21 protein-coding genes are annotated in these 22,759 nt (G+C 61.4%); 13 read left to right on the top strand and 8 right to left on the bottom strand.

Annotation, left to right across the window (positions count from 1 at the left end; genetic code table 11):
- The first annotated feature begins 18 nt into the window (after nt 1–18).
- Together FF124_RS19100 and FF124_RS19095 are read left to right on the top strand one after the other, a co-directional pair.
- Complete coding sequence (locus tag FF124_RS19100) at nt 19–1,461, top strand: Ni/Fe hydrogenase subunit alpha (RefSeq protein WP_138750074.1); 1,443 nt, start codon at nt 19–21, stop codon at nt 1,459–1,461.
- A gap of 9 nt (nt 1,462–1,470) precedes the next feature.
- Nucleotides 1,471–1,935, top strand: coding sequence for a hydrogenase maturation protease (locus FF124_RS19095; protein WP_138750073.1), 465 nt, complete (start codon nt 1,471–1,473; stop codon nt 1,933–1,935).
- 96 nt (nt 1,936–2,031) lie between these two features.
- Here FF124_RS19095 and hypF read toward each other — a convergent pair whose 3' ends face one another.
- The 6 genes from hypF to hypA are packed head-to-tail and all read right to left on the bottom strand — an operon-like array spanning nt 2,032 to nt 8,093.
- On the bottom strand, nt 2,032–4,362 hold the full coding sequence (hypF, locus tag FF124_RS19090) for a carbamoyltransferase HypF (protein WP_138750072.1): 2,331 nt from the start codon (nt 4,360–4,362) through the stop codon (nt 2,032–2,034).
- Between the two features lies 1 nt (nt 4,363).
- On the bottom strand, nt 4,364–5,377 hold the full coding sequence (gene hypE / locus FF124_RS19085; RefSeq protein ID WP_138750071.1) for a hydrogenase expression/formation protein HypE: 1,014 nt from the start codon (nt 5,375–5,377) through the stop codon (nt 4,364–4,366).
- Nucleotides 5,374–6,522, bottom strand: coding sequence for a hydrogenase formation protein HypD (hypD, locus tag FF124_RS19080; RefSeq protein WP_138750070.1), 1,149 nt, complete (start codon nt 6,520–6,522; stop codon nt 5,374–5,376). The genes hypE and hypD overlap by 4 nt, the downstream gene beginning before the upstream one ends.
- Nucleotides 6,519–6,773 carry a HypC/HybG/HupF family hydrogenase formation chaperone gene (locus tag FF124_RS19075; protein ID WP_138750069.1) on the bottom strand — a complete coding sequence of 85 codons (255 nt, stop codon included), beginning with the start codon at nt 6,771–6,773 and terminating at the stop codon, nt 6,519–6,521. Before FF124_RS19075 ends, hypD begins: the two co-directional genes overlap by 4 nt.
- A 1-nt stretch (nt 6,774) precedes the next feature.
- A complete protein-coding gene (gene hypB, locus FF124_RS19070) occupies nt 6,775–7,566 on the bottom strand; it encodes a hydrogenase nickel incorporation protein HypB (protein ID WP_138750068.1) in 792 nt (263 codons plus the stop codon).
- The gene (hypA, locus tag FF124_RS20870) at nt 7,566–8,093 is read right to left on the bottom strand and encodes a hydrogenase maturation nickel metallochaperone HypA (protein WP_246072560.1); all 528 of its coding nucleotides are present in this window, start codon (nt 8,091–8,093) and stop codon (nt 7,566–7,568) included. Before hypA ends, hypB begins: the two co-directional genes overlap by 1 nt.
- A 315-nt stretch (nt 8,094–8,408) precedes the next feature.
- Between hypA and FF124_RS19060 the strand changes: the two genes are divergently transcribed.
- The 8 genes from FF124_RS19060 to FF124_RS19025 all read left to right on the top strand — a co-directional run bounded on the left by FF124_RS19060 (nt 8,409) and on the right by FF124_RS19025 (nt 18,022).
- Nucleotides 8,409–8,759 (top strand): MbcA/ParS/Xre antitoxin family protein, encoded by a 351-nt coding sequence (locus FF124_RS19060; RefSeq protein WP_138750067.1) that lies wholly within the window; start codon nt 8,409–8,411, stop codon nt 8,757–8,759.
- A 2-nt stretch (nt 8,760–8,761) separates the two neighbouring features.
- A complete protein-coding gene (locus tag FF124_RS19055) occupies nt 8,762–9,262 on the top strand; it encodes an RES family NAD+ phosphorylase (protein WP_425462552.1) in 501 nt (166 codons plus the stop codon).
- A gap of 523 nt (nt 9,263–9,785) precedes the next feature.
- Nucleotides 9,786–12,866 (top strand): beta-phosphoglucomutase, encoded by a 3,081-nt coding sequence (gene pgmB, locus FF124_RS19050; RefSeq protein WP_138750066.1) that lies wholly within the window; start codon nt 9,786–9,788, stop codon nt 12,864–12,866.
- A gap of 454 nt (nt 12,867–13,320) precedes the next feature.
- A complete protein-coding gene (repA, locus tag FF124_RS19045) occupies nt 13,321–14,538 on the top strand; it encodes a plasmid partitioning protein RepA (protein ID WP_138750065.1) in 1,218 nt (405 codons plus the stop codon).
- Nucleotides 14,535–15,530, top strand: coding sequence for a plasmid partitioning protein RepB (repB, locus tag FF124_RS19040; protein WP_138750064.1), 996 nt, complete (start codon nt 14,535–14,537; stop codon nt 15,528–15,530). The genes repA and repB overlap by 4 nt, the downstream gene beginning before the upstream one ends.
- 212 nt (nt 15,531–15,742) lie before the next feature.
- Nucleotides 15,743–17,059 carry a plasmid replication protein RepC gene (gene repC / locus FF124_RS19035; protein WP_138750063.1) on the top strand — a complete coding sequence of 439 codons (1,317 nt, stop codon included), beginning with the start codon at nt 15,743–15,745 and terminating at the stop codon, nt 17,057–17,059.
- Between the two features lie 277 nt (nt 17,060–17,336).
- Entirely contained in the window at nt 17,337–17,669 is a 333-nt protein-coding gene (locus FF124_RS19030; protein WP_425462551.1) for a type II toxin-antitoxin system RelE/ParE family toxin, read from the top strand.
- Nucleotides 17,670–17,695: 26 nt separating this feature from the next.
- Complete coding sequence (locus FF124_RS19025) at nt 17,696–18,022, top strand: helix-turn-helix domain-containing protein (RefSeq protein ID WP_138750062.1); 327 nt, start codon at nt 17,696–17,698, stop codon at nt 18,020–18,022.
- Between the two features lie 25 nt (nt 18,023–18,047).
- On the opposite strand, the gene FF124_RS19020 is transcribed toward FF124_RS19025, so the two are convergent.
- A complete protein-coding gene (locus tag FF124_RS19020) occupies nt 18,048–19,127 on the bottom strand; it encodes a tyrosine-type recombinase/integrase (RefSeq protein WP_138750061.1) in 1,080 nt (359 codons plus the stop codon).
- A 146-nt stretch (nt 19,128–19,273) separates the two neighbouring features.
- Between FF124_RS19020 and FF124_RS19015 the strand changes: the two genes are divergently transcribed.
- The 3 genes from FF124_RS19015 to FF124_RS19005 all read left to right on the top strand — a co-directional run bounded on the left by FF124_RS19015 (nt 19,274) and on the right by FF124_RS19005 (nt 22,012).
- Nucleotides 19,274–20,227: a DUF1403 family protein gene (locus FF124_RS19015; RefSeq protein WP_138750060.1), complete on the top strand. Its 954-nt coding sequence runs from the start codon at nt 19,274–19,276 to the stop codon at nt 20,225–20,227.
- Nucleotides 20,228–20,229: 2 nt separating this feature from the next.
- The gene (scpB, locus tag FF124_RS19010; RefSeq protein ID WP_138750059.1) at nt 20,230–20,928 is read left to right on the top strand and encodes an SMC-Scp complex subunit ScpB; all 699 of its coding nucleotides are present in this window, start codon (nt 20,230–20,232) and stop codon (nt 20,926–20,928) included.
- A gap of 172 nt (nt 20,929–21,100) precedes the next feature.
- Nucleotides 21,101–22,012, top strand: coding sequence for a MurR/RpiR family transcriptional regulator (locus FF124_RS19005; RefSeq protein ID WP_138750058.1), 912 nt, complete (start codon nt 21,101–21,103; stop codon nt 22,010–22,012).
- A 12-nt stretch (nt 22,013–22,024) separates the two neighbouring features.
- Here FF124_RS19005 and FF124_RS19000 read toward each other — a convergent pair whose 3' ends face one another.
- The gene (locus tag FF124_RS19000; RefSeq protein ID WP_138750057.1) at nt 22,025–22,738 is read right to left on the bottom strand and encodes an aspartate/glutamate racemase family protein; all 714 of its coding nucleotides are present in this window, start codon (nt 22,736–22,738) and stop codon (nt 22,025–22,027) included.
- Between the last annotated feature and the right edge of the window lie 21 nt (nt 22,739–22,759).

Raw genomic sequence — 22,759 nt, 5'->3', positions numbered from 1 at the left:
TGAACGGAGGGACGTGACATGGCTGAACCAAGGCTAATCGAAATTGCCCCCGTCACCAGGGTCGAAGGACATGGAAAGGTGACGATCCACCTGAACCGCGAAAATGCCGTCGAAGAGGCTCGATTGCATATCGTCGAGTTTCGCGGATTCGAGCGCTTTATCCGGGGACGGCTGCTTTGGGAAGTTCCGGTCATCGTCCAGCGGCTGTGCGGCATATGCCCGGTCAGCCATCATCTCGCCGCCGCCAAGGCCATGGACATGATTTCCGGGGTTGATTGCCTGCCGCCGACTGCGGAGAAAATGCGCCGCCTCATGCATTATGGCCAGGTGATGCAGAGCCATGTGCTGCATTTCTTTCACCTCGCCGCGCCCGACCTTCTGTTTGGCTTCGACGCGCCGGCGGAAAAGCGCAATATCTTCGAAATCTTGCGTGCGCAGCCGGAGCTTGGGCGACGGGCGATCATGATGCGCAAGTTCGGCCAGGAGATCATTGAGGCGACGGCGGGCAAGAAAGTGCATGGCACGGGCGCCATTCCCGGCGGGATCAATCGAAATTTGTCGGTCGAGAAACGCGATGCGCTGCTGAAGGAAATCGACGATATGACGCAGTGGGCGCGGGACGCGCTGGCATTGGCGCGCGGTTACACGCTCGAGCATGCAGGTCTGGTCAGCGAATTCGCCGCCTTCCCCTCGAACCACATGTCGCTGGCGCGCTCCGGCGACGGCGCTCTTGACCTCTATCACGGGGGCCTGCGCGCAATTGATGCTGCGGGACAGACAATTTTCGATGATGTCGAATATTCGCGGTATCACGAATTGCTCGTCGAGGATGTCCGCTCCTGGTCCTATATGAAATTCCCCTTCATCAAGACCCTCGGGCCGGAGCAGGGCTGGTACCGCGTCGGTCCGACGGCACGGATGAATACGGCGCGCTTTATCGACACGCCCGACGCGGATGCGGCGCTGAGAGAATTCAAAGCCTTCACCGGCGGCGCGCCCAACGAAACCTCGCTCGCAAGTCACTGGGCGCGGATGATCGAGGTGCTGCATTGCGTAGAGAAAATTCACGCGCTGCTGCTCGACCCCGACCTTCAGGGCACCGAACTTCGTGCCACCGGAGCCAGGCGGGAGGAAGGCGTTGGCGTTATCGAAGCGCCGCGCGGCAACCTGATCCATCACTACCGGGTCGATGAAAACGACCAGGTGACCTATTGCAATCTCATCGTCTCCACCACTCACAACAATGAGGGGATGAACAGGGCGGTGAAGGATGTCGCAACGCGCTATCTGTCGAAGCAGGCTGAGATTACCGAGGGCATGCTCAATCACATCGAGGTTGCTATCCGCGCCTATGACCCCTGCTTGTCCTGTGCCACCCACGCCATCGGCCAGATGCCGCTTGTCGTCGAACTCTTCGATGCAGACGACAGGATGCTCGCCAGCCGCACGCGGTCTTTCTGAGGCGATCACATGCTGCTGATTGGATACGGCAATCAGGGCCGGGGCGATGACGGGTTGGGGCCGGCGCTGGCCTTTCGTCTCGAAAACCGGCGCCTGCCGGGCCTTGCCATTGATATCGACTACCAGTTGACGGTCGATCACGCGCTTGCCGTTTCAAAAGCCGGCTGCGTGGTGTTCGCCGACGCATCGGTGGCCTGCGCGAACCCTTTCACCTTCGCGACGGCGAAAGCGGCGGAAGCCGCCGATATCGCAAGCCACAGCCTCTCCCCGGAGGCCATCCTGGCGCTTTCGCAAACGCTCTACGGCCGCGCGCCGCACGCCTTTGTCCTCGGTATCGCCGGCACGGTCTTCGGCGATATCAGGGAAGGTCTGAGCGCAACGGCGCGATACAATCTCGATTGCGCCGAAGCGTTTTTTGTTTCGTGGTATCGGGATTTCGCCGGGCGCGAAGCCGGCCATCTGGCATCAGAGTAAATCAGGAATTTTGCCGAGAAGACCAGGGTCGACAGGGTACGCAGCCTCTTTGCTTCGCGCGCTTGAGCGCGCAAACCGCCCCCTCCCCCGATTGCCCTACAAAACGGCACAGGCGGCGATAGCGGCCTGCCCCAGCGCCAGCCCGCCGTCATTGGCCGGAAGCTGCCTATGCAGGACCGGCGTAAGGCCCGCAGCCACCAGCGCATCGGCAAGGCCGTCAGACACGATCGCGTTGTTCATCACGCCACCGGTAAGCGCCACCTGCCGGATGCCGTGCTCGCCTGCCAGTTTGACCGTCTCGCGGGCCAGCGCCGCGATCAGTCCGCCATGAAAACGCGCCGCGATTTCCGCCGTGTCGCGACCCGCAACGACGTCGTCCAGCAGCGCGGTCCAGAGCGATTTCCAGGACATTACCGTCACGTCGCCCCTTTCGGCCAGGTCGACCGGATAAGGCGTCACATCGGCAACGCGGGAGGCGGCCAGCGCCTCCAGCGCCATGGCGGCCTGTCCTTCATAATCCTGCCGCTCGGCAAAGATGCCAAGGGCGGCAGCAACGGCGTCGAACAGGCGGCCAGCAGAGGAAGCAGGCGGGGCGTTGATGCCCCGCGCCGTCATCTGCCCGGCGATCCGCAGTCGGGCCGGATCGATTGCCGGCAGCGCCCCGCTTTGCGGAAGCCGCGCGATCCCGCTGCGCCCGAAGGCGGCCCACATATGCGCAACCAGGTTCCGCCAAGGCTCGCGTGAGGCGGCATTGCCCCCCGGCATGGCAACGGGAGCAAAATGGGCAAGCCGGACAAAGCGGCGGCAGTTGCCGAGCAGGATTTCGCCGCCCCAGAACGGGCCGTCCGTTCCCAGCCCCAGACCGTCAAGCACGACAGCCAGGATATTATGATCTGGCGCCAGCCCGTTTTCGGACAGACAGGATGCAAGATGGGCGTGGTGATGCTGGACCGGTATCACCGGGATGCCGTGCGCCGCTCCCAGCCGCCGTCCGTGCTGTGTTGAAAGGTAGTCCGGGTGGCAATCGACGGCAATCGCATCCGGGTGGAAGTCGAAAAGCCTTAGATACAGCTCGATTTTTTTTCGGTAGTCGGCAAAGGTGTCGGCGTCCTCGAGATCGCCGATATGCTGCGAGACAATGGCCTGGCGGCCGGTTGCGAGACAGAACGCCGATTTCATTTCTCCACCCATTGCAAGGATGCGTTTTGCAAAAGGGACTTCGACGGTGATCGGCGCCGGGGCAAAGCCCCTCGCCCGCCGGATGATCTGCACCGCATGTCTGTCGGCCCGGACAACGGAATCGTCCAGCCTGTTGACGATTTCGCGATCATGCATGAGAAAGCCATCGGCAATGCCGGAAAGCCGGCTCCTCGCCGCGTCATTGCCGGTTGCCAGCGGCGCGCCCGACCTGTTTGCGGATGTCATGACCAGTGGTCGGCCGATTTTCTCCATCAACAGCACATGAAGGGGAGAATAGGCCAGCATAACCCCCACCCGGGTCTGGCCCGGCGCGATTGTGGCCGCAAGCGGTGTATCCGCCCGACTTCGCGCAAGCAGGATGGGGGCTGCCGGCGAGGCCATCAGCGCCTGTTCCCGCGCATCAAGTTCGGCAAGTGCCCCGGCCATTTTCAGGTCGCGAACCATGACGGCGAGAGGCCTTGTCGGGCGGTGCTTGCGGGAGCGAAGCCGTGTGATGGCCGCCGCGTTGGTCGCATCGCAGGCAAGGTGAAATCCGCCGATGCCCTTGATCGCGACGATGGCGCCGCGCCGAAGCCAGTCAGCTGCCGTTTCAAGCGGATCGCCGTCCTCGCCTTCGCTGCCTTCGCTGCCTTCGAACCACAGGCGCGGCCCGCAGTCCGGACAGGCGATGGGTTCCGCATGAAAGCGCCGGTCTTCAGGGTCGCCGTATTCGCGAAGACATGCCGGGCACATCGAAAAGGCGGCCATGGACGTATTGGCCCGGTCATAGGGAATGGCGCGGACAATCGACAGCCGCGGCCCGCAATCGGTGCAGTTGGCGAAGGCATAGTTCTTGCGGCGTTCGCCGTCGGAAAATATCTCATCGCGGCATGCCGGACAGAGGGCGGCATCGGGAACAACGCCCGTTGTCACGGCCCCATGCCGGCTTGGCCGAATAACGAAATCATGCGGCGCGGCATCCGCTGCGATGGGCTGCCATGTCACCTTGTCGATCCGCGCGAGCGGTGGCGCTTGCGCGCTAAGTTGCGCGTCGAAACGATCAAGCGCTTCCATACTGCCGAAAATGTCCAGCTCAACGCCGGCGGCATCGTTGAGAACATGACCGGTAAGCCCGCGTTCACGGGCAAGCCGCCAGACGGTCGGGCGGAAACCAACCCCTTGGACAAGGCCTGTCACGCGATAGCGCCGCCCGTGGATTTGTCTGCCATGATTGCGGTTGCCGGTCATATCAGCAGATCCGCGGCAATTGCTCTCCGGCCAGCCAGTCGACAATCCTCCGGCCGCCGAAACGTGTCGTCATTTCGACAAGCGCCGCATCATCCTCGACCACCGATCCGATCCGCATCGCCTGACGTCCGAGCGGATCGTCCCGCATCGCCTTCAGGAGAGCGTCTGCGTCGCCCGCATCGCAAATCGCTACCAGCTTGCCCTCATTGGCGATGTGAAGCGGATCGAGACCAAGCAGTTCGCAGGCGGCGGCGACATCCTGATGCACGGGGATGGCCGCCTCTTCGAGCGCCATGCCAACTCCGGCCGCATGGGCCACCTCGTTCAGCGTCGCCGCAAGGCCGCCGCGCGTCGGATCCCGCAACAGCGCAATCGACGGTGATATCGCGATCATGGCGGCAACCAGCCGGTGAAGGGCCGCGCTGTCAGAGCAGATCTCCGTTTCAAATCCGAGATTTTCCCGCTTCGACAGGATGGCGCATCCATGATCGCCAATGGTCCCGGAGAGCAGGATAGCCTGTCCCGGTTGCACGCGGTGCGGCCCGATATCCACGCCCTCGGGCGCTATGCCGAGACCAGTGGTCGAAATATAGACGCCATCGCCCTTGCCCCTTTCCACGACCTTGGTGTCACCGGCGACAACAGGAACACCCGCGGCGCGGGCGGCGTCGGCCATGGACCGCACGATCCTTTCCAGATCGGCAAGCGAGAACCCTTCTTCCAGTATGAAGCTGACCGTCAGCGCGACCGGCATCGCCCCTGCCATGGCCAGGTCATTGAGCGTGCCATGGACCGAAAGCGCACCGATATCGCCGCCGGGGAAAAACAGTGGCGAGACGACATGACCATCCGTGGTCAGCACCGGCCGGCCGGACTGCGGGCGCAAGACCGCCGCATCGTGGGCCTGTTCGAGACAGGGATTTTTCAGATAGCGGAGAAACAGGCCGTCAATCAGATCGGCCATCGCGCGGCCGCCGCCGCCATGCACCATTTCGACGTGGCCGGTCTTCGTCATGCGCCGCCTCCCGCCGCTGCCTTCGCGGTGCGAAACCGGCCATAGGTCCAGTAGGCGGCGCATGCGCCTTCGGATGACACCATGCAGGAGCCCATTGGCGTATCGGGCGTGCACGCCGTGCCGAACAGCTTGCAGTCGGTCGGTTTTTTCACCCCGCGCAGGATTGACGGGCATTCGCAGGATTTGACCTCCCGCGACTGTTTGGGCCTACATTCGAAACGCTTTTCGGCATCAAATCCGGCATAGGGCGATCTGAGCTGCAATGCGCTCCGGCCGACCATTCCAAGGCCGCGCCATTCGAAGCTTTCGCGCGTTTCGAAGACCCGTTCAACCAGCGCCTGCGCCTTCAGATTGCCGTCCCGGGTGACGACCCGGCGATATTCATTTTCAACCTCTGCCCGTCCCTCATTGACCTGTCGGATCAGCATCAGCACCGATTGCATGACGTCGAGCGGCTCGAAGCCGCATATGACGACCGGTTTGTTGTAGTTCGCCGCCGCCGCTTCATAGGGGCGCGAACCGATCACCGCACTGACGTGGGAGGGGCCCAGAAAACCGTCAATGCGCGCCGCGCCGCCGGGTGCAAAATCCGCAGAATCGAGAATGTGGGCGATGGCGGGCGGTGTCAGAACATGGTTGCAGAAGACGAAGAAATTCGTCAGCCCCTCCCGCTCCGCCTCGAGCACCGCGACAGCCGTCGGCGGCGTCGTGGTCTCGAAGCCGATGGCGAAGAAGACCACATTGCGGTGCGGGTTCTGCCGGGCGATGGCAAGCGCATCCATGGTGGAGTAGACCATGCGGATGTCGGCGCCGCCTGCCCGAGCGCCGATCAGTGACCGGCGGTGCGAACCGGGCACTCGCATCATATCGCCATAGGTACAAAGGATCACGCCATGCCGCTCGGCCAGTTCAATGGCATCGTCAAGCCGGCGCACCGGCAATACACAGACCGGGCAGCCCGGCCCGTGGACGAAATGCACATTGGCTGGCATCAGGTCCGCAACGCCGTAGCGAAAGATTGCATGCGTGTGCCCGCCGCAAAACTCCATGAAATGATAGTGCCTGTCGGGCTGCGCCTCGCGGGCAATGCGCGCGGCAAGCCCCATGGCGAGCGACCGGTCGCGAAAGGCGTCAATATATTTCATGACGCGCGTCCGGTCATCTCTTCAAGCTCGCCGTCGAGAAGCCCCGCTGCGGCCATCATGGCCAGAGTGTTTTCGGCCTCCTCCTCGCTCAGCCTGTGCAGGGCATAACCGACATGGACGAGCACATAATCGCCGATCGCGACGGTATCCAGAAGCGCGGTGGAAATCCGTTTGCGAACGCCGCCGACGGCGACGATGGCCATATCCCCGTCTTCAACGGCTTCGACCCTGGCGGGAATGGCAAGACACATTTCAGCACTCCCGTCGCGCAGCAACACCTGAATTCGAAACGGCGGACAGGTGGCGTGCCGCATCGATCCAGTTGATCCAGGCCTGCATCCCCTCGCCCGTCCGGGCCGAAAGGGCCAGGACGCCGATCTTCGGATTGACCCGCCGCGCATTGGCAATCGCGGCGTCAATGTCGAAATCGACATAGGGCGAAAGATCGCTCTTGTTGATGATCATGAGATCGGAGGCAGCAAAGATGTCCGGATATTTCAGAGGCTTGTCGTCTCCCTCGGTAACGGAAAGGATGACGACCTTGTGGTTTTCTCCCAGATCGAAGGGCGCCGGGCAGACCAGATTGCCAACATTTTCAATGAAGACAATGGCGCCGGCTTCCGGATTGAGCGTTTCAAGCGCGTGAGCGACCATATGCCCATCGAGGTGGCACCCCTTGCCGGTATTGATCTGCAGGGCCGAAGCGCCGGTGGCCCGGATGCGTTCCGCATCGACAGACGTCTGCTGGTCCCCCTCGATCACCGAGCAGATATGGCGATCGCCGATCGCCTCGATGGTTTTGATCAAAAGGCTCGTCTTGCCCGAACCGGGGCTGGAAACGAGGTTGAGCGCGAGACAGCCTCTGCCTTCCAGGAGCGCGCGGTTTTCCGCTGCAAACGCATTGTTTCTGGCCAGGATATCCTGTTCGAGGCGGATCAGCCGCGTGTTTGTCGCCTCGTGGTCCGCACCATGGTTGTGAATTGCGTGGTCATGGCTTTGATCGCCATGGATTTCAGCCTGACCACATCCGCAAACCGAGCACATCAGATCACCTCCAACGCCCTGATACGCAGCATATTGCCGCCACTCGCCTGCAACTGCCCTGAGCCGCAGTGCGGACAGATGGCAAAATGATCCTCAACCGCCATCTTGTTGCCGCATACCATACATTTTGCCTCTGTTTGTGGCTGTTCGATGTCGAGCACGGCGTCTTCGGCAACCGTGCCTCTCACGGCGATCTCGAAACTGAAGCGCAATGCATCGATTTCGACGCCGGAAAATGGGCCGATCTCCAGACAAACCCGTTTGACGCGCGTGAATTTCTGCCTTTCCGCCTCCTCTTCCATGATCGTCACCAGGCTCTCGCAGATCGAAAGTTCATGCATGGCAATCACCAGTTTTCCGCTGGTGATAGTGCTCCCGACACGCTCTGTTTGCAATTCTTTCGATCTTGCATCTTTTGAAGACGTTTCAAAACATGCGTCCTGGCGGTTCGCCGGACTTCGGCGCCATGTCGAGCGTCGCGAGGACGGCCCGTTCATCATGCTGAGGGCGAATGTCAGGAGATCCAAATTCTCCCGGGCTCCTCCCTCAGCCGAAACTGCCGAGAAGAAAGAGGCTCGGCCTTGCGACGAAGCCATTGCCCGCGAAGATCAGTCATGGCCGACCTTCGGGCACATGTGTCAATTCTGATGACGGGTATGGTCCTCTTCTTTTCGCAAGGCCCTGCGTCGCGCCGCCTCTCTTTCTCGTTTCTGCCCGGTCCGACGCGTTTCATGACTTTATCGAGACAAGACAAAAGCCGGATTCTCCAGCGAGACGATTGAATGCCGCATGAGGTGACGCTATATAGTGTCAGAAATTGCGGTAAGTAATAGGGTGGCGATATGGACCTCGCACAATATTCAGATCACGGGCTCTTCGCGCCGAACAAGATTGCGAGCATTCTTCGCACGACCAGCGAGGAGATCGCGCGAACGGTCGGGCTCGGGAAGGACGCGATCCAACGTAAGGACAGGGTGCGATCCGACAAGACGCAGCGACGTCTGCGCGAAATGGTGGAGATCGTCAACAAGGTCGAGCCGCGTTTCGGCTCGGCGCTGATCGCCTATGCCTGGTACAGGTCCGAGCCGCTGGCCGGATTTTCCGGACGGACGGCCATGCAGCTTGTCCGCGAGGGCCGCGCCGAGGATGTTCTGGATTACATCGATGCCGTCGACGCCGGCGTTCACGCCTGACCGTGGCGTTCACCTATTCAGGAAAACTCTACCGGGCGCTCAATCCGGTCTATGCGCGCGAGCCCATGTCGGGACGCGGAGCTGAGATTTATGGCGGTCGCTTCAATCCCAAGGGCGTTCCGGCGCTTTACGCCGCGACATCGGTGCTGACCGCCTTGCGCGAAGCCAATCAGGTAGGCGATCTCCAACCGACGACGCTGGTCGGCTATCGGGCCCGCATCGATATGGTGTTCGACGCAAGAGACGGCGCGGCCCTGGCTGCTGCCGGTGTCGATGACGCCGTACTTGCCGATCCATCATGGCGCGATCAGATGAGTGAGAGCGGCGAGGCGCGGACACAGCGTTTCGCGCGTGACCTGATTGCGGTCGGATATAACGGGCTTCTTGTCCGCAGTTTTGCAAAGGGCGCGCGTCCGGACGATATCAATCTGGTTTTGTGGCGATGGGCCGAAACCGGCCCGAGCAGTCTTGAGCTGATCGACGACGAGGATCGGTTGCGATAGCGCGTCTGCCCTGCTCTGATTGTCTTCTTCCAGCACGGATGGTTCGACCAGCCTCTGATCCTGCGCGCAGGTCAGATACGCCCGAATCCACGCCATCCGTCGGGGATTGGCCTGGGAAATGACACTGTTGTCAGAGCATCGGGCGATGCCAACTAATCGCCCGATGATCTCGTCCCGTGCTCACAAGCCTGTCGCCGCCACAGGACGCACTTTAGAATAGTAGAAAATTCAGAGACAATTAGTCACTTTGAGCGGCACGGCCCGAGAAATGCCGAGTGCTTGCAGTTAAGGTGTTATAAAAAATAAGAAAAATAGAAATCGAGTTTTAAAAGTCGGAACTCAAACCGGCAAGAATGCGCAACTTATCCGTTAAAAAAAGTTTCAGAAACTGAAGCCCGTCAAATCTTTCCGATACATATTCCTGTACTGCCCTCTCTTCGGAAAACCACAATAAAAACAACCTTGCTTTCGGTTCTTCCGGGTGCCGCTTCAGATGCGTCTTTCTTTTCGAAGGAGATTACACATGTCGACGCCACGCATTGAAATGCCAAGCCCCTCGCCGCTTCCCGCTGTTGGAGAACCCGGTCAATTCATCGGATCGTCGCTCGGACACGACCCGTGGCGCCTGGTTGAAACCTCCTGGGACCCGACGTGCAATCTGCTGCGCGAGACACTGTTCGCACTGGGCAATGGCCATATCGGCCTGCGCGGCAGCCACGACGAGGCCTGGGCCGGCAAGGCCGCCGACAGCATGGAAGGCACCTATGTCAACGGCTTCTATGATACGGAGACGATCTGCTATCCTGAAAATGCCTATGGCTTTGCCCGCGTCAACGAATTCATGCTGAACATTCCCAATGCAAAGGGTGCGGAGATCAGCATAAACGGAGAGTGGTTCAACCTCGCCGACGGCGAAATCGAAGCCTATCAGCGCAGCCTCGATTTCCGCGCGGGCGTTTTGGTTCGCAAGGTGGTTTGGAAGGCGCCCTCGGGCAAGAGAGTGCGTATCCTGTCGCAACGCCTCGTCAGTTTCAGCCGCAGGGCGGTGTTTGCACAGCGCATCAGCGTAACGCCGCTGGACAGGGACGTCCTGCTCTCATTCAACCTGACCATCGACAGCAATGTTCGCGGGGCCGAGGAAAGCTTCGACCCGCGCCTCGGTTCGGCAGCCGCGGCCAAGGCGCTGTCGACCATTGAAACATCCGTTTCTCCGGGTCGGTTGATGCTGACTGCACGCACGCGCAACAGCGACCTCCTTTTGCGGATCGAATCTCTGGCAAGCCTCTCGGGCGGAGTGGGCGTCGAAAACGCGGCGCGCGAAGACAATGGTGTTCTCGCCCAGCATTTCCGGGTGGCGGCAAGAGCCGGCGAGACGGTGACCGTCGACAGGACCACCGCCATTCTCACGACGCGCGACGTGCCGGCCGACCGGCTTGCCGCTGCCTGCGAGACCGCGCTGGGGCAGGCCCGGGCGACCGGTTTCGACGGGCTTGTCCGCGAGCAACGCGCCAGTCTCGCCGGTTTCTGGAAGGCGGCCGATATTGAAATCGAGGGAGCGGATGCGTTGTCTCAGGGGTTGCATTTCAGCCTTTTTCACCTGTTTCAGTCGGCTGGCCGTGATGGCTACACCAATATTGCCGCCAAGGGGCTGACCGGTGAAGGATATGAGGGGCACAGTTTCTGGGATACGGAAATCTACATCCTGCCGGTCTTCACGCGGACCTTTCCAAAGCTGGCGCGCGCCCTGCTCTGTCACCGCATCAGCTATCTCGACAGCGCCCGCGCCCGCGCCCGCGACCTCGGCCATGCCAGGGGCGCGCTCTATCCCTGGAGAACCATCGCCGGCGAGGAGTGCTCGTCCTATTTTCCCGCCGGCACGGCGCAATATCACATCAACGCGGATATCGCTTTCGCATTCAAGCAGTATATTGCGGCCACCGGAGACGTCTCGCTGCTGCTGGCGGGCGCGGCGGAAGTGGTGTTTGAGACCGCCCGCATATGGTCCGATCTCGCGCATGAGGTCGAGGGCCGCTACCATATTGATGAGGTTACCGGGCCGGACGAATATTCCGCGCTCGTCAACAACAATCTCTACACGAATGTGATGGCCGCCACCCATCTCGCGTTTGCCGTCGAGATCGCCGAGCGCCTGCAAAGGGAAGAGCCGGCCTTCTATGCCGCGCTGTCGAAAGAGGTCGGCCTTTCCGCCGCCGAACTTTCCCGTTGGACGGACGTTGCTGCGCGGATCGCCCTGCCCTATGACGCCGCGCGCGGCATCCACGCCCAGGATGACGCATTCCTGTCGCGAAAGGTCTGGGATTTCGACAACACGCCGCCGGAAAACTACCCGCTCCTTCTGCACTACCATCCGCTGGTGATCTACCGCCACCAGGTTTGCAAGCAGGCGGACGTTCTGTTGGCCCTGTTCCTACGGGGAGAATTGTTCTCCAGAGCCGAGAAATGGCGCGACTTCAACTATTATGAGGCGATCACCACGCATGACTCCTCACTGTCCTCCTGCATTCACTCCATCATCGCTTCCGAGGTCGGCAAGCACGATCTCGCCTACGCCTTTTTCATGGAAACGGCGCGCATGGATATCGACAACACCCATGACAACACGTTTCACGGGGTCCATACGGCCTCCATGGGCGGAAGCTGGATGTGCGTTGCCCACGGGTTCGCCGGGTTGCGGGTCGTGAACGGCGATCTGCATTTCACCCCTCACCTTCCCGGAAGCTGGAGCACGTATCGCTTCCGTCTTGTCGATCACGGCCAGACCTTGCAGGTGAGCGTTTCGGCGACGGCGGTCGAGTATCGCCTTGTCGAGGGCGCCGCGCTTCGGCTGTTTCATCGCGGCATGGCCGTTTATCTCTCGGCCGCAGAACCGGTGCGCGTCGTCGGTCTGCCGCCGGCCTTCGAGAAAAAGCACTTCCGGGCCGTCATCTTCGATCTCGACGGCGTCATCACCGATACGGCCCGCTATCACCATCGCGCATGGAAGCGGCTTGCCGACGAGCTCAACATTGACTTTGACGAGGCGTTTGCCGAAAACCTCAAGGGCATCGATCGCCGGGCCTCGCTGCAGATGATCCTCGACAGGGGCAATGTCGCGGTTGACGGCGCCGAGTTCGAGCATCTCTGCGAAATGAAAAATGACTGGTATCGTGAACTGATCGGTTCCATGACGCGCGATGATCTTCTTCCGGGCGCATTCGAGGCGCTGAAGGCGGTTCGGAATGCCGGCCTTCGGATCGGTCTTGCCTCGGTGAGCAGGAACGCACCGACGATTCTTGAAAGGCTCGGGATTACCGACATGTTTGATACCGTTGTCGATGCCGGGCTGCTGAAACGCGGAAAGCCCGATCCCGAAATCTTCCTGAAAGCTGCAGCCGATCTCGGCGTTGACCCGGAGGATTGCCTCGGGGTCGAGGATGCCGCATCCGGCGTTGCCGCGATCAAGGCGGCCGGGATGGCTGCGCTCGGCATCGGCAACCCGTCGGTTCTGGGGCAGGCGGATGCCGTCATCTCCGGCCTCGATGATTTCATACTGGATGAATATCTTTTCGAGGCGCCGATCGAGCAGGCATCAGGCCACCGTTGAATTCCATGCCCCGGCGCGGAAAAAGGAGCAGACGCGAAGGGCCATTCGCGATCGCGTTCCGTTTGCGTCGAAGCTTTGGCGAGGTCCGCCCGGCACGGGCGGGCCTTGGCGGGATGATAATCCTGTCGCGTCTTCTCGCGGCGCGCGGCAGGAACAGGATGTTTTCAATTGAAAACGCAATTCCCCTCCATCTGCGACCGCCATGCCACCGCGTCATGTTTTCAATTGAAAACTTTTTGGGGTCGCCCGAGCGCGGGTCTGGTCGGACCCATGCGCTTTGCTTTTGCGGAAATCGCGCTGACACAAATCCATGATAGCCTTTCGCGGTCACAGACCCTGGCTGAGATCGGCTCAGCGGCGTTAACCTTTCGTTAACGAAAAAAATCTTGCAGAATCGCGCCGACTCATCCACGCTTTGACGCAAAGAGATCAATAATTTGATGAAAACCGTCAGATGAACGAAACGACAGCATACGGCCTATCCGGCGACACCGCGGAAAAGATCGCGGATTACACTGACAAGCTCTCCGCAGAGCTTCAGGTGATGCGCCATCGTATCTATCCGCCCGAGGCGCGCAAGGCGTTTACGCGGACATTTTCGACGCTTGACCTTGTGAAGCTTCTCGATATTCCCGAAAGCACGCTGCGTTCGATGACGATCGAGGGGCGGGGACCGCAACCCCATCGGGCAGACAATAATCGCCGGATCTATTCCGCCGAACAGCTGACGGAGCTCCGCCAGTATCTCGCCGAGCACAGACCCGATGATGCGTTGCGCCTCTGGCCGCGGCGCAGGTCCGGAGAGAAATTGCAGGTCATTGCCACGGCCAATTTCAAAGGCGGTTCGTCCAAGACCACGACTTCCGTGCATTTGGCGCATTACCTGGCCCTTCAGGGTTATCGCGTCCTGTGCATCGATCTTGATCCGCAGGCCTCCATGACGTCGATTTTCGGCCTGCAGCCGGAATTCGATGTCGGCGAGAACGAGACCGTCTATGCCGCTTTGCGCTACGACAATGAGCGGCTTGCGCTCGCAGATGTCGTGCGTAAGACCTATTTTCCCGGTATCGATCTGGTGCCCGGCAATCTCGAACTGATGGATTTCGAGTTCGATACGCCGGCCTATCTTGCGCGTCGGGAACGCGATGAGATGGGTCTTTTCTTCGAGCGGCTGAAGAATGCGATTTACGCGGTTGAGGGGCAGTACGACTTCGTCGTGCTGGATACGCCGCCCTCGCTCGGCTATGCCACGCTGGCGGCCCTCTACGCCGCCACAGGTCTGATCGTCACGGTGCATCCGGCCATGCTGGATGTCGCTTCTTGCAACCAGTTTCTGATCATGATCTCGGATCTTGCCGATACCCTGTCCGAGTTCGGCGCGCGCTTTGATCATGACTTCGTCAAGTTCCTGCTGACCCGCGTCAACCCGAATGACGGGCCGCAGAAATATATGGCGGGCGTCATGCGCCGCCTGTTCGACAATGACGTGCTGGTGGCCGAAGCCGTGGAATCAACGGCGATTGCCGGGGCAGGGGTGGCGAAGAAGACGCTTTATGAACTCGAGAGCGGAGAGGTTGGGCGCGAGACGCTGAAACGCGCACTGGAGAGCGCCGACAATGTGAACTCGGAAGTCCTTTCACTTCTCTGGCAGGTCTGGGGCAGAACGGAATGAAGAAGAGCATCCTGAAAATGATGGCGGAAGCCAGTGAGGCTAAGGACGACCAGGGCGCGCTGCCCGCGCGCGGCCGGCGGGGCTCTCCGGTCGTCGGCAATGTCGGCAAAGCGCTGAACACGCTTTCCGAGAGCAGCATTACAGTCCTGGACCCTGCCAAAATCGATGCCTCGCCCTATCACGACCGTTTTGAAAGTGACAGCGAAGTCGGCGAGGAGATTGAAAACCTGGCCGTGTCGATCAAGGCGGAAGGCCAGAAGATCCCGGTCCTGGTGCGTCCGCATCCTGAACAGCAGGGACGCTACCAGCTCGCCTATGGACATCGCCGGCTGGCTGCGATCCGGCGTCTGGCTTCAGAAAGCGAAACGCCGGGCGATATCCGTATCCGCGCCTATATCCGGCCACTGACCGACAAGGAGCTTCTTGTCGAGCAGTCGTTGGAAAATGGTGTGCGGGAAAACCTCACATGGATCGAACAGGCGCTCTGGGCGCATCAATTGCGCGAGGCCGGTTTTTCCAGCGTCGCCATCGAGCCTGTGCTCGGTCTTTCCAAAACACCGCTGTCTCTCATGCTGAAAGTGGCGCGCGCGCTCCCGCTTGACATTGTTCGCGCAATCGGCCGGGCCAAGGGCGTCGGGCGCCCGAAATGGATGACACTGGCGGATGCCTGCCTTGCCGGCGGCGAAGCCGCTGCGACCCGCATTCGCGCCCTGGTGGGCGATCCGGCCTTTCAGGCGGCTGAACCGGCCCGCCGGATCGATCTTGCCGTCGTGGCGGCACGCGGCAGGCCGGAGAAAGAAAAAACGCCGGAAATACGCGAGATTGCCCACGGGGATCGGGTGGTTGGCCAGGTGTCCAGAGGACGTGCGGGTACCACAATTTCCATCCCCCGCAGCGAGGCCGCCTTCGCCGAATGGCTGGAAACGCGGCTTGATACGCTTGCAGATGAGTTCTTTTCCATCCCCGCCGACAAAAACGGGCGCAGAGATTAAGGCGCAGCGGCGCGTGGTGATTCGTCAGGTCTGAAACAGAGCAAAGGAGAAACGAGACAAAAGAAAAGGCCCCCCGAGCGGTTCACACGGGAAGCCTCAAAGTCCTAAGCACTCTTTGAGTCGCATTTCTACGAATCGCAGTCAAGACCCTGCCGGTGATTTTTGCCGGCCGGAAGGGCGGTTTCTTTTGCCTTTTTCAAGAAGGTAGAACCATGGAACATGCGAATGTAGCGACGCCCTTTGGGCGGCGGCCGATGTCGCTTGCCATGATGGCAAGCCAGAAGACTGCACGCGCCATGCCGGAAGGGGCATGTGTGCACAAGTGGCAGACTTTCCATGCCATCCGCGAAGCCCGCGAATTGCTGGGCGCGAGTGATCGCGGCCTGTCCGTGCTCAACGCGCTTTTGACCTTTCATCCCGATACAGAGCTTTCGTCCGACGGCACGCTCATTGTCTGGCCCTCCAATGCTCAACTCGCTTCGCGTGCCAATGGCATGTCGCCGGCGACGCTGAGACGCCATCTTGCCGTGTTGGTGGATTGCGGGTTGATTATCCGGCGCGACAGTCCGAACGGCAAACGCTTTGCTCGCAAGGGCAGGGGCGGGCACGTGGAGCAGGCGTATGGCTTCGATCTCTCCCCTCTCGTTGCGCGCGCGAGTGAATTTGCGGCGCTGGCCGAACAGGTTGCCGCAAAGAAACGCGCCTATAAGTGCCAGCGGGAACGCCTCACACTGTTGCGGCGCGATGTCATCAAACTGATTGAAGCCGGGCTCGACGAAGGCGTGGTTGGCCCGTGGGAGACGTTTTCCGAGCACTATCGGCGGATCGTTGACCAATTGCCGCGCTCACCGTCCATTGAGACGCTGGACGATGTCTGTGATGCACTCGAGCAGTTGCGGCATGAGGTTCACATCGTGTTGGAAAAACATGCAATTTCCGAAAATATGAGCGCCAATGAGTCTCATAGTGAGCGACACATACAGAATTCAAAACCAGACTACATATCTGAATCTGAAAAAAGCTCTCGGAAAATAGATGAAGCGAGCGGAGCGGCCGAGGAAAACGACAACCTGAAAAGCTTGCCGAAACGGGAGTTGCCTTTGGGTATTGTGCTGGATGCATGCAAAGGCTGGCACCATCTGGCCAAAGACGGGGAAATCCGAAGCTGGCGGGACTTTTTGGCGGCCGCGGAGGTCGGCCGGGTGATGCTCGGGGTCAGTCCGAGCGCCTGGCACGAAGCCTGCGAGGTTCTCGGCGAACGGTATGCGACGATTGCGCTTGCTGCGATCTATCAGCGGGCCGATCAGATCAACAGCCCCGGCGGCTATCTGCGTAACCTGACCGACAAGGCGCGGGAAGGCAAATTCTCGGTCTGGCCGATGATCATGGCTCTGTTGAATGCCAAGCTCGAGGCAGGCAAGGCCGCAGCCCAGGCGTCTTCTCAGACCCAGCGAGCAACGGAAAGCCGGAAAGGCGGGTTCGAGGTGTCTGATGCACTTCGCCAGTCGATGAAAAGGTGGAGTTCCTGATGCGAGTCATGGGCGAAGATGCCTGTTTTCGCCAAGCGTGTGCATATCATCTTGCCGAGAGTAGCCGATAAGTCGTCCCTGTGGTCGATGCGAGTGGCGATTATGGGTGTCAGCGGCCATTTGCAGCACCTGAGAGATCATTGGGGACCGGAATTACAAACGTAGAAGATACGGATAACTAATCATTTGCTGGCCTCTCCAGAGGAAGAGTTACTGTTGCCTTAAGGAGAGAGGTTAGCTACATATCCCAAAGTATCTATATCAATTAGGATATTAAATGGCGAAATGGAAGGTCGCGTTTCGTGACCGCTTCAAAGGCGAGATCACAGATCTTCCAGCAGATGTTCGGGTCGAATTGCTCGCGCATCTGGTGCCGCTTCGCGAAAAGCGATTTCGATTGGGACGGCCTGAGGTCGACACACTGGAAGGCCCCAAACACGCGAAGATGAAGGAACCGCGCGTCAAGGCGTTGAAGGTGCAATGGCGGCTCGCCTTTGCCTTCGATCCGGAGCGAAAGGCTATAAGTCCTCTGTGGCGGTGCAAAGAGCGGTGTGAGCCAGAAACTCTTTTACAAGCGCCTGATCGATCTGGCGGACAAGCGGTACGATGAGCAGTTGAGCGAGTTGGAGGAGAAACATGGATGATCTCGATAAGCTGATGCAGACGCTTCCTGAAGAAGAACGAGGCGCTATTGAAAAGCGTACCGGCGAGCTTGTTACGGCCTACAATCTGCGGGAACTGCGCGTACTTGCCGGACGGACGCAGGAGGATGTGTCCGTCGCAACAGGTATCAAGCAGAACAATGTTTCGAGACTGGAGAAGCGGGCCGACATGAAGCTGTCGACGCTTCGCGATTATGTCGAATCCCTTGGCGGCACATTGAAGATCGTCGCGGATGTCGCGGGCAAGAAAGTTGATCTGTCGAGCATTGCGGAGCGCTCCCGACACGGCCCAAAGCTCTAAGAGAGCCACGGCAGGGGAGGGGCTGCTACAACCCCGCCGCTTTGGTGAGATTGACCCTGAAGCGATCGCGCCGGCGCTGATAACGCCTTGTCATCTCGGCGGAAGCATGGCCGAGCTGCTTTTGCACGTAGCGCTCGTCGACTTCGGCCGAGGAGGCGAGGCCGGCGCGCAGCGAATGGCCGGAGAACAGTTTGACCCGTTCGGCCTCGGGCAGATCGCCGCGAATGCCGGCGGCAAGCACCGTCTTCTTGATGAGGCGGGCGATCTCCTGATCCTTCAGCCGGTCGGGCCCGACGGCCTTGCCCTTGCCGGTGACGCGGCGGAACAGGGGGCCGTGGCCGATCCTGCCAAGTTTCAGCCAGGTTTCGACCGCCGCCAACGGACAGGTGAGATCGGAAGACCCGCGGCCGATCTCCACCTCGCGCCAGCCGGTCTTGCCCCGGAGCGTCACAAGCATCCCCTTGTCAAGGATGTCGATCCAGCCGTTTCCGTCTTCCGTCTGGTCGCGGCCGCAATCGAGCGCGACGATTTCCGAGCGGCGCAGACCGCCGGCAAAACCCATCAGCAGCATGGCGCGATCGCGCAGGCCGCGCAGCGTGCCGCGATCGAGCGTCTCGACCATGGCGATCAACTCCTCGGGCAGGATCGCCTCCTTCTGGCGCGGCGGCGCGGCATGGCGATTGCGAATGCCGGCAAGCACCGTGGCGATATGGCGATCGCGGCGATCGAGCGAGAGGCCGCGCTGGGCATAGTTCCATGAGATCGCCGAAAGCCGCCGCTCGATGGTTGACACCGCGCTCGGCTTTGCCCCGGCAGCGGCCTCGCCGGAGGCAAGCGCCGTGATGTAGAGCCCGACAATCTCCGCATTCGGGGGCAGGGCAGAAAGACCCTTGCGCCGGCACCAACTGGAAAAATGCGCCCAGTCGGCGGCATAGGCGCGCCGCGTATTGGCCGCGCTCGAGGCGTCGACGTAACCGCGGGCGCGTTCGACCAGCGGCGCGAGGTGGCCCGTCAACGCGCCCGACGTCCCCGCCGGCTGCAATTCATAAGCGGCGCTCGTGCCGAGAGACGGGCTGGCGGGCGGATCGGCGTCGTTTTCGGGCATGGAGGGCCTCAAAATGGGACTTTTCTTTAGAATGAACATTATGAACGATATTGCATGATTATCAATCATAATAGTAAAAAGACGAGCTGTGCGGTTTGTACCGATTTAGCTAGCATTAACCGCTCTTATCCTGTAGCTTCATCGCCATGGATTCGCGCGTCGCCACACCTGCCAACACAGTCATGCCCACCGCCGCCATGCCGGGCTGGGCTCGCCCGCGCGGGCCCGATTTGACCGAAGCCGATGCCGCCTTTTCGGCCGGCATCGCCCTGAAATCGCTGGATGATCTCGTTCGCTCCGAACCAGCCTGGGCCGGCTGCTGGCGCGCGCGGCAGGCGCTCAAATGCGCCTCCAGCGCCATCCGCCTGACCGGCCGCAACGAGGACGAGGCGGGGCTGCGCGACGCCGTCCTGCTCACCGCCGCCGGCGACGATCCAGGCCCCGCCGGAAAGGTGTTTCTGGCCTACAAAAGGCTCGCCACCCGAAAGCCCGGCTTCTCCAAAAAGCAGGTCGAAGAGCTCGCCGATCTGATAGGGATCGCCTTTGACGACGACCTCGCCGCCATCCCGGAGCTGACGGAAACCGCGCTCCAGTCCGGCCGCGCGGTTCCCTTCGTGGTCGCCGACCTTGTCACCGCGATCCTCGCCGCACGATCGGATGCCGAGCCGCTCGCGTGGGCGATGGCTGACATGATGATCGCAACCCAGCTCAAATGGGACCGTCCCGTGCCGCTGCTGATGGCCGAGCGCTACGGCCCGGCGTTTCGGACCATCGGGGGCAGGGGACGTGTGCGGGCCGGGGAACCGGCGTTTGCCCGCGCCGTCTGCCTGGCGCTCGCTGACGGGGCCGGGGCCGCATTGCGCGTGGCGGATGCGATCGCGCGGCGGGCCGATGTTCTTGTGGCCGTGGCGTCGAAGGTGCGGACCAAGGGCGCGGGCCCCGTCATCCAGAAATTGCTGGACGAGGACGCCATGCCGGCGTCGGCACCCGGCAGCAATCTCTCCCGCTGGGCGGCGTCACGTCTGTTCGAACGGCTTGAAAGCTTTAGCGCCGTGCGCGAGCTCTCCGGTCGCTCCTCTTTCCGGATTTATGGACTGTGACCATGACCGGACCCTCCGCCGCTAAAAAAGGCCGCCGGAAAGCGAACGCCGCAGACAAAGGGGCGGGAGGCGAACGCCTCTTTGATCGGGAGCTTGAGGCCTTGCCGCCCGATCTGCGCTGGCGCGAATGGATGCTGCGCGTCGAGGCGGTGATCTTCGCCGCCGCCGAGCCGGTCACCCGCGAAACGCTTTCCCGCGTGGTCGGCAAGGCCTGCAGCATCGACCTTTTGATCGACGATCTCCGTGAAGAACTCGCCGGCCGGCCCTACGAGATTGTCCCGGTCGCCGGCGGCTGGCAGCACCGCAGCCGCCCCGCCTATGCCGACGCCATCCGCGCCTCCGCAACGCCGACGCGTGGCGGTGTGCCAGCCCTCTCCGAATTCGAATCCATGGTGCTGATGGCCATCGGCTATTTCCAGCCCATCACCCGCGCCGAACTGTCAAAGATCTTCGGCAAGGAGGTCAGCCGCGACACGATCGGGTCCCTGCGCGACGCCGCTCTCATCGCCTCCGGTCCCCGCAGCCCGACACCCGGCGCGCCCTATACCTATGTCACGACCAAATATTTTCTCTCGACCTTCGGCATGGAAACGCTCCGCGATCTGCCGGATATCGAGGCGCTCGAGGATGCGGGACTGCTCAGCCGACAGGCCGTGCAGGAGGAGGCGATGGCGGCTGTGGCCGAGGGCGAGGAGGAGTAAGGCTGCTGCTGCAGCGCCGTCCGCCGACGACCGGCACTATGTCGTGCCCATACTGGACGCGCCGGCGTCGGTCGCATAACCTGAACCGAAACAGGTCCCTGCCATCCGGTGTGGTTCGAACCTGCGCCTGCCGGCGCGATTTTTTCATGATCAGCTTTCGCGAGAAGGAATAATGGTGCGTTCACCAGGCAAGCCGGAAGGCGGACAGACGGTCAAGCGGTCGCTCGAGGCCCGGATTTATGCGATCTATTCGACGCTGACGCCCGCGGAAAAGCGGCTTGCCGATATTCTGCTGCAATATCAGATGGATCTGCCGAGCTATACCGCCGGGGAACTGGCGGAGCGGGCGCATGTCTCGAAGGCAACGGCGGCGCGCCTCATACGCACGCTTGGTTACAAGACCTATCCGGATGCCAAGCGGCAGATACGGGAAGATCAGCACTGGGGTTCGCCGCGGGCGGGTCTGGAAGGCGAGAACGAAGCATTCGCGAAGAAGCCGTCCATCGCCACAACGGTTCAGATGGACTTGGACAATATCCGCGCCACTGCCGAGGGGCTGCCGCCGGAAACGCTTGAGGCGGTCAGCAGAGCGATCGTTTCGGCGCGCCGCGTCTGGATCATGGGTCTCAGGAGCGGCTATGGCCTTGCCCATCAGGCCGCCCACTATTTCACGCTGATGAAGAGTGATGTTCAGGTCGTCCCGGTCGGCGGCGGCAGCTATTCCCATGAGATCGCCTCGATCGACAAGGGCGATGTCCTGCTCGTCATCGCCTTCCGTCGCAGGCCGAGGCTTCTGCCAACGATCCTGAAGGAAGCGCGGGCGGCCGGCGCCACCACCGTCCTGATCACCGATCTCAGCGCCTCTGCCAGCGCCAAGGCGGCAGAGCATGTGCTACGCTGCCGGTGCCAGTCGCCATCGCCGTTCAATTCCTTTTCGGCCGCCCTCACGATCATCAACTATCTCGCCTGGAGCGTGGCGACCACGATGGGCGATGCCAGCCTGAAGCGCTACGAGCGAATTGACTGGCTGGTCAAGAGACTGGACGATGTATCGACCCCGCAGACGCCGGGCGGTCCCGTGTAGGCGCCGGCCTTCCTATTCGGCCGCGAGCAGATGCGCTCGGGAGGGTTGCGCCCATATGCCGGCGCGCGACGTGGAAATGCCGCAGCGCACCAGCATTTCAGCGAGACCCACCGCGGCGGTGACCCCGTCGACAACGGGGATGTCGTGGCGCGCCTGAAGCGCTTTGGCAAAGCCCGTCATGCCGGCGCAGCCGAGGGCAACACCTTCCGCGCCGGCGGCGATCCCCTTTTCGATGAAGTCCGAAATGGTCTCGAAGGCTCCGCTTTCAGGGTCTTCCAGAGCCAGGACGGGGATATCCGAGGCGAAGACCCGGCGGCAGCGCCGGGCGAAACCGTAGCGCAGAATGTTGTCCTCGATGACCGGCGCGGAACGGGTAAGCGTCGTCACCACGCAGAAACTGTGGGCGAGGAGCGTCACGGCATGGAACGCGGCTTCGCCGATGCCGACTACCGGCCGTGTGGCGACGGCGCGGGCGGCGTCGAGGCCGGTGTCGTCGAAACAGGCGATCACATGCGCCTCCGCGCCTTCGGCCTCGGCGGCGGTGATGGCCTTCAAAAGACCCGGCACGGCGAGTGCCCCGTCGAACGGACCCTCGATGGCATCCGGGCCATAGAGGGACTGGCGTTCCAGGATGTCCGTTCCGGGGCTGGCCGCCGCGCGCGCTGCCTCGGCAATGCGGGCGGTCATGGCGGTCGTGGTATTGGGATTGATGACGGCGATGCGCATCGTTTTCTGCTCTCTCGAACG

Source organism: Martelella lutilitoris, from assembly GCF_005924265.1.
Taxonomy (GTDB): Bacteria; Pseudomonadota; Alphaproteobacteria; order Rhizobiales; family Rhizobiaceae; genus Martelella; species Martelella lutilitoris.
The sequence above is the reverse complement of the archived record's forward strand: the minus strand, read 5'-3'. Positions and strand labels throughout refer to the sequence as shown.

Excerpts from the sequence above, each read along its gene's own strand:
- FF124_RS19020 (WP_138750061.1), bottom strand. The coding sequence starts at position 19,127 with ATGCCCGAAAACGACGCCGATCCGCCCGCCAGCCCGTCTCTCGGCACG.
- repA (WP_138750065.1), top strand. The coding sequence starts at position 13,321 with ATGAACGAAACGACAGCATACGGCCTATCCGGCGACACCGCGGAAAAG.
- hypF (WP_138750072.1), bottom strand. The coding sequence starts at position 4,362 with ATGACCGGCAACCGCAATCATGGCAGACAAATCCACGGGCGGCGCTAT.
- FF124_RS19095 (WP_138750073.1), top strand. The coding sequence starts at position 1,471 with ATGCTGCTGATTGGATACGGCAATCAGGGCCGGGGCGATGACGGGTTG.
- repB (WP_138750064.1), top strand. The coding sequence starts at position 14,535 with ATGAAGAAGAGCATCCTGAAAATGATGGCGGAAGCCAGTGAGGCTAAG.
- FF124_RS19100 (WP_138750074.1), top strand. The coding sequence starts at position 19 with ATGGCTGAACCAAGGCTAATCGAAATTGCCCCCGTCACCAGGGTCGAA.
- FF124_RS19060 (WP_138750067.1), top strand. The coding sequence starts at position 8,409 with ATGGACCTCGCACAATATTCAGATCACGGGCTCTTCGCGCCGAACAAG.
- hypE (WP_138750071.1), bottom strand. The coding sequence starts at position 5,377 with ATGACGAAGACCGGCCACGTCGAAATGGTGCATGGCGGCGGCGGCCGC.
- pgmB (WP_138750066.1), top strand. The coding sequence starts at position 9,786 with ATGTCGACGCCACGCATTGAAATGCCAAGCCCCTCGCCGCTTCCCGCT.
- FF124_RS19015 (WP_138750060.1), top strand. The coding sequence starts at position 19,274 with ATGGATTCGCGCGTCGCCACACCTGCCAACACAGTCATGCCCACCGCC.
- repC (WP_138750063.1), top strand. The coding sequence starts at position 15,743 with ATGGAACATGCGAATGTAGCGACGCCCTTTGGGCGGCGGCCGATGTCG.
- scpB (WP_138750059.1), top strand. The coding sequence starts at position 20,230 with ATGACCGGACCCTCCGCCGCTAAAAAAGGCCGCCGGAAAGCGAACGCC.
- FF124_RS19025 (WP_138750062.1), top strand. The coding sequence starts at position 17,696 with ATGGATGATCTCGATAAGCTGATGCAGACGCTTCCTGAAGAAGAACGA.
- hypB (WP_138750068.1), bottom strand. The coding sequence starts at position 7,566 with ATGTGCTCGGTTTGCGGATGTGGTCAGGCTGAAATCCATGGCGATCAA.
- FF124_RS19030 (WP_425462551.1), top strand. The coding sequence starts at position 17,337 with ATGGCGAAATGGAAGGTCGCGTTTCGTGACCGCTTCAAAGGCGAGATC.
- FF124_RS19000 (WP_138750057.1), bottom strand. The coding sequence starts at position 22,738 with ATGCGCATCGCCGTCATCAATCCCAATACCACGACCGCCATGACCGCC.
- hypD (WP_138750070.1), bottom strand. The coding sequence starts at position 6,522 with ATGAAATATATTGACGCCTTTCGCGACCGGTCGCTCGCCATGGGGCTT.
- FF124_RS19005 (WP_138750058.1), top strand. The coding sequence starts at position 21,101 with ATGGTGCGTTCACCAGGCAAGCCGGAAGGCGGACAGACGGTCAAGCGG.
- FF124_RS19075 (WP_138750069.1), bottom strand. The coding sequence starts at position 6,773 with ATGTGTCTTGCCATTCCCGCCAGGGTCGAAGCCGTTGAAGACGGGGAT.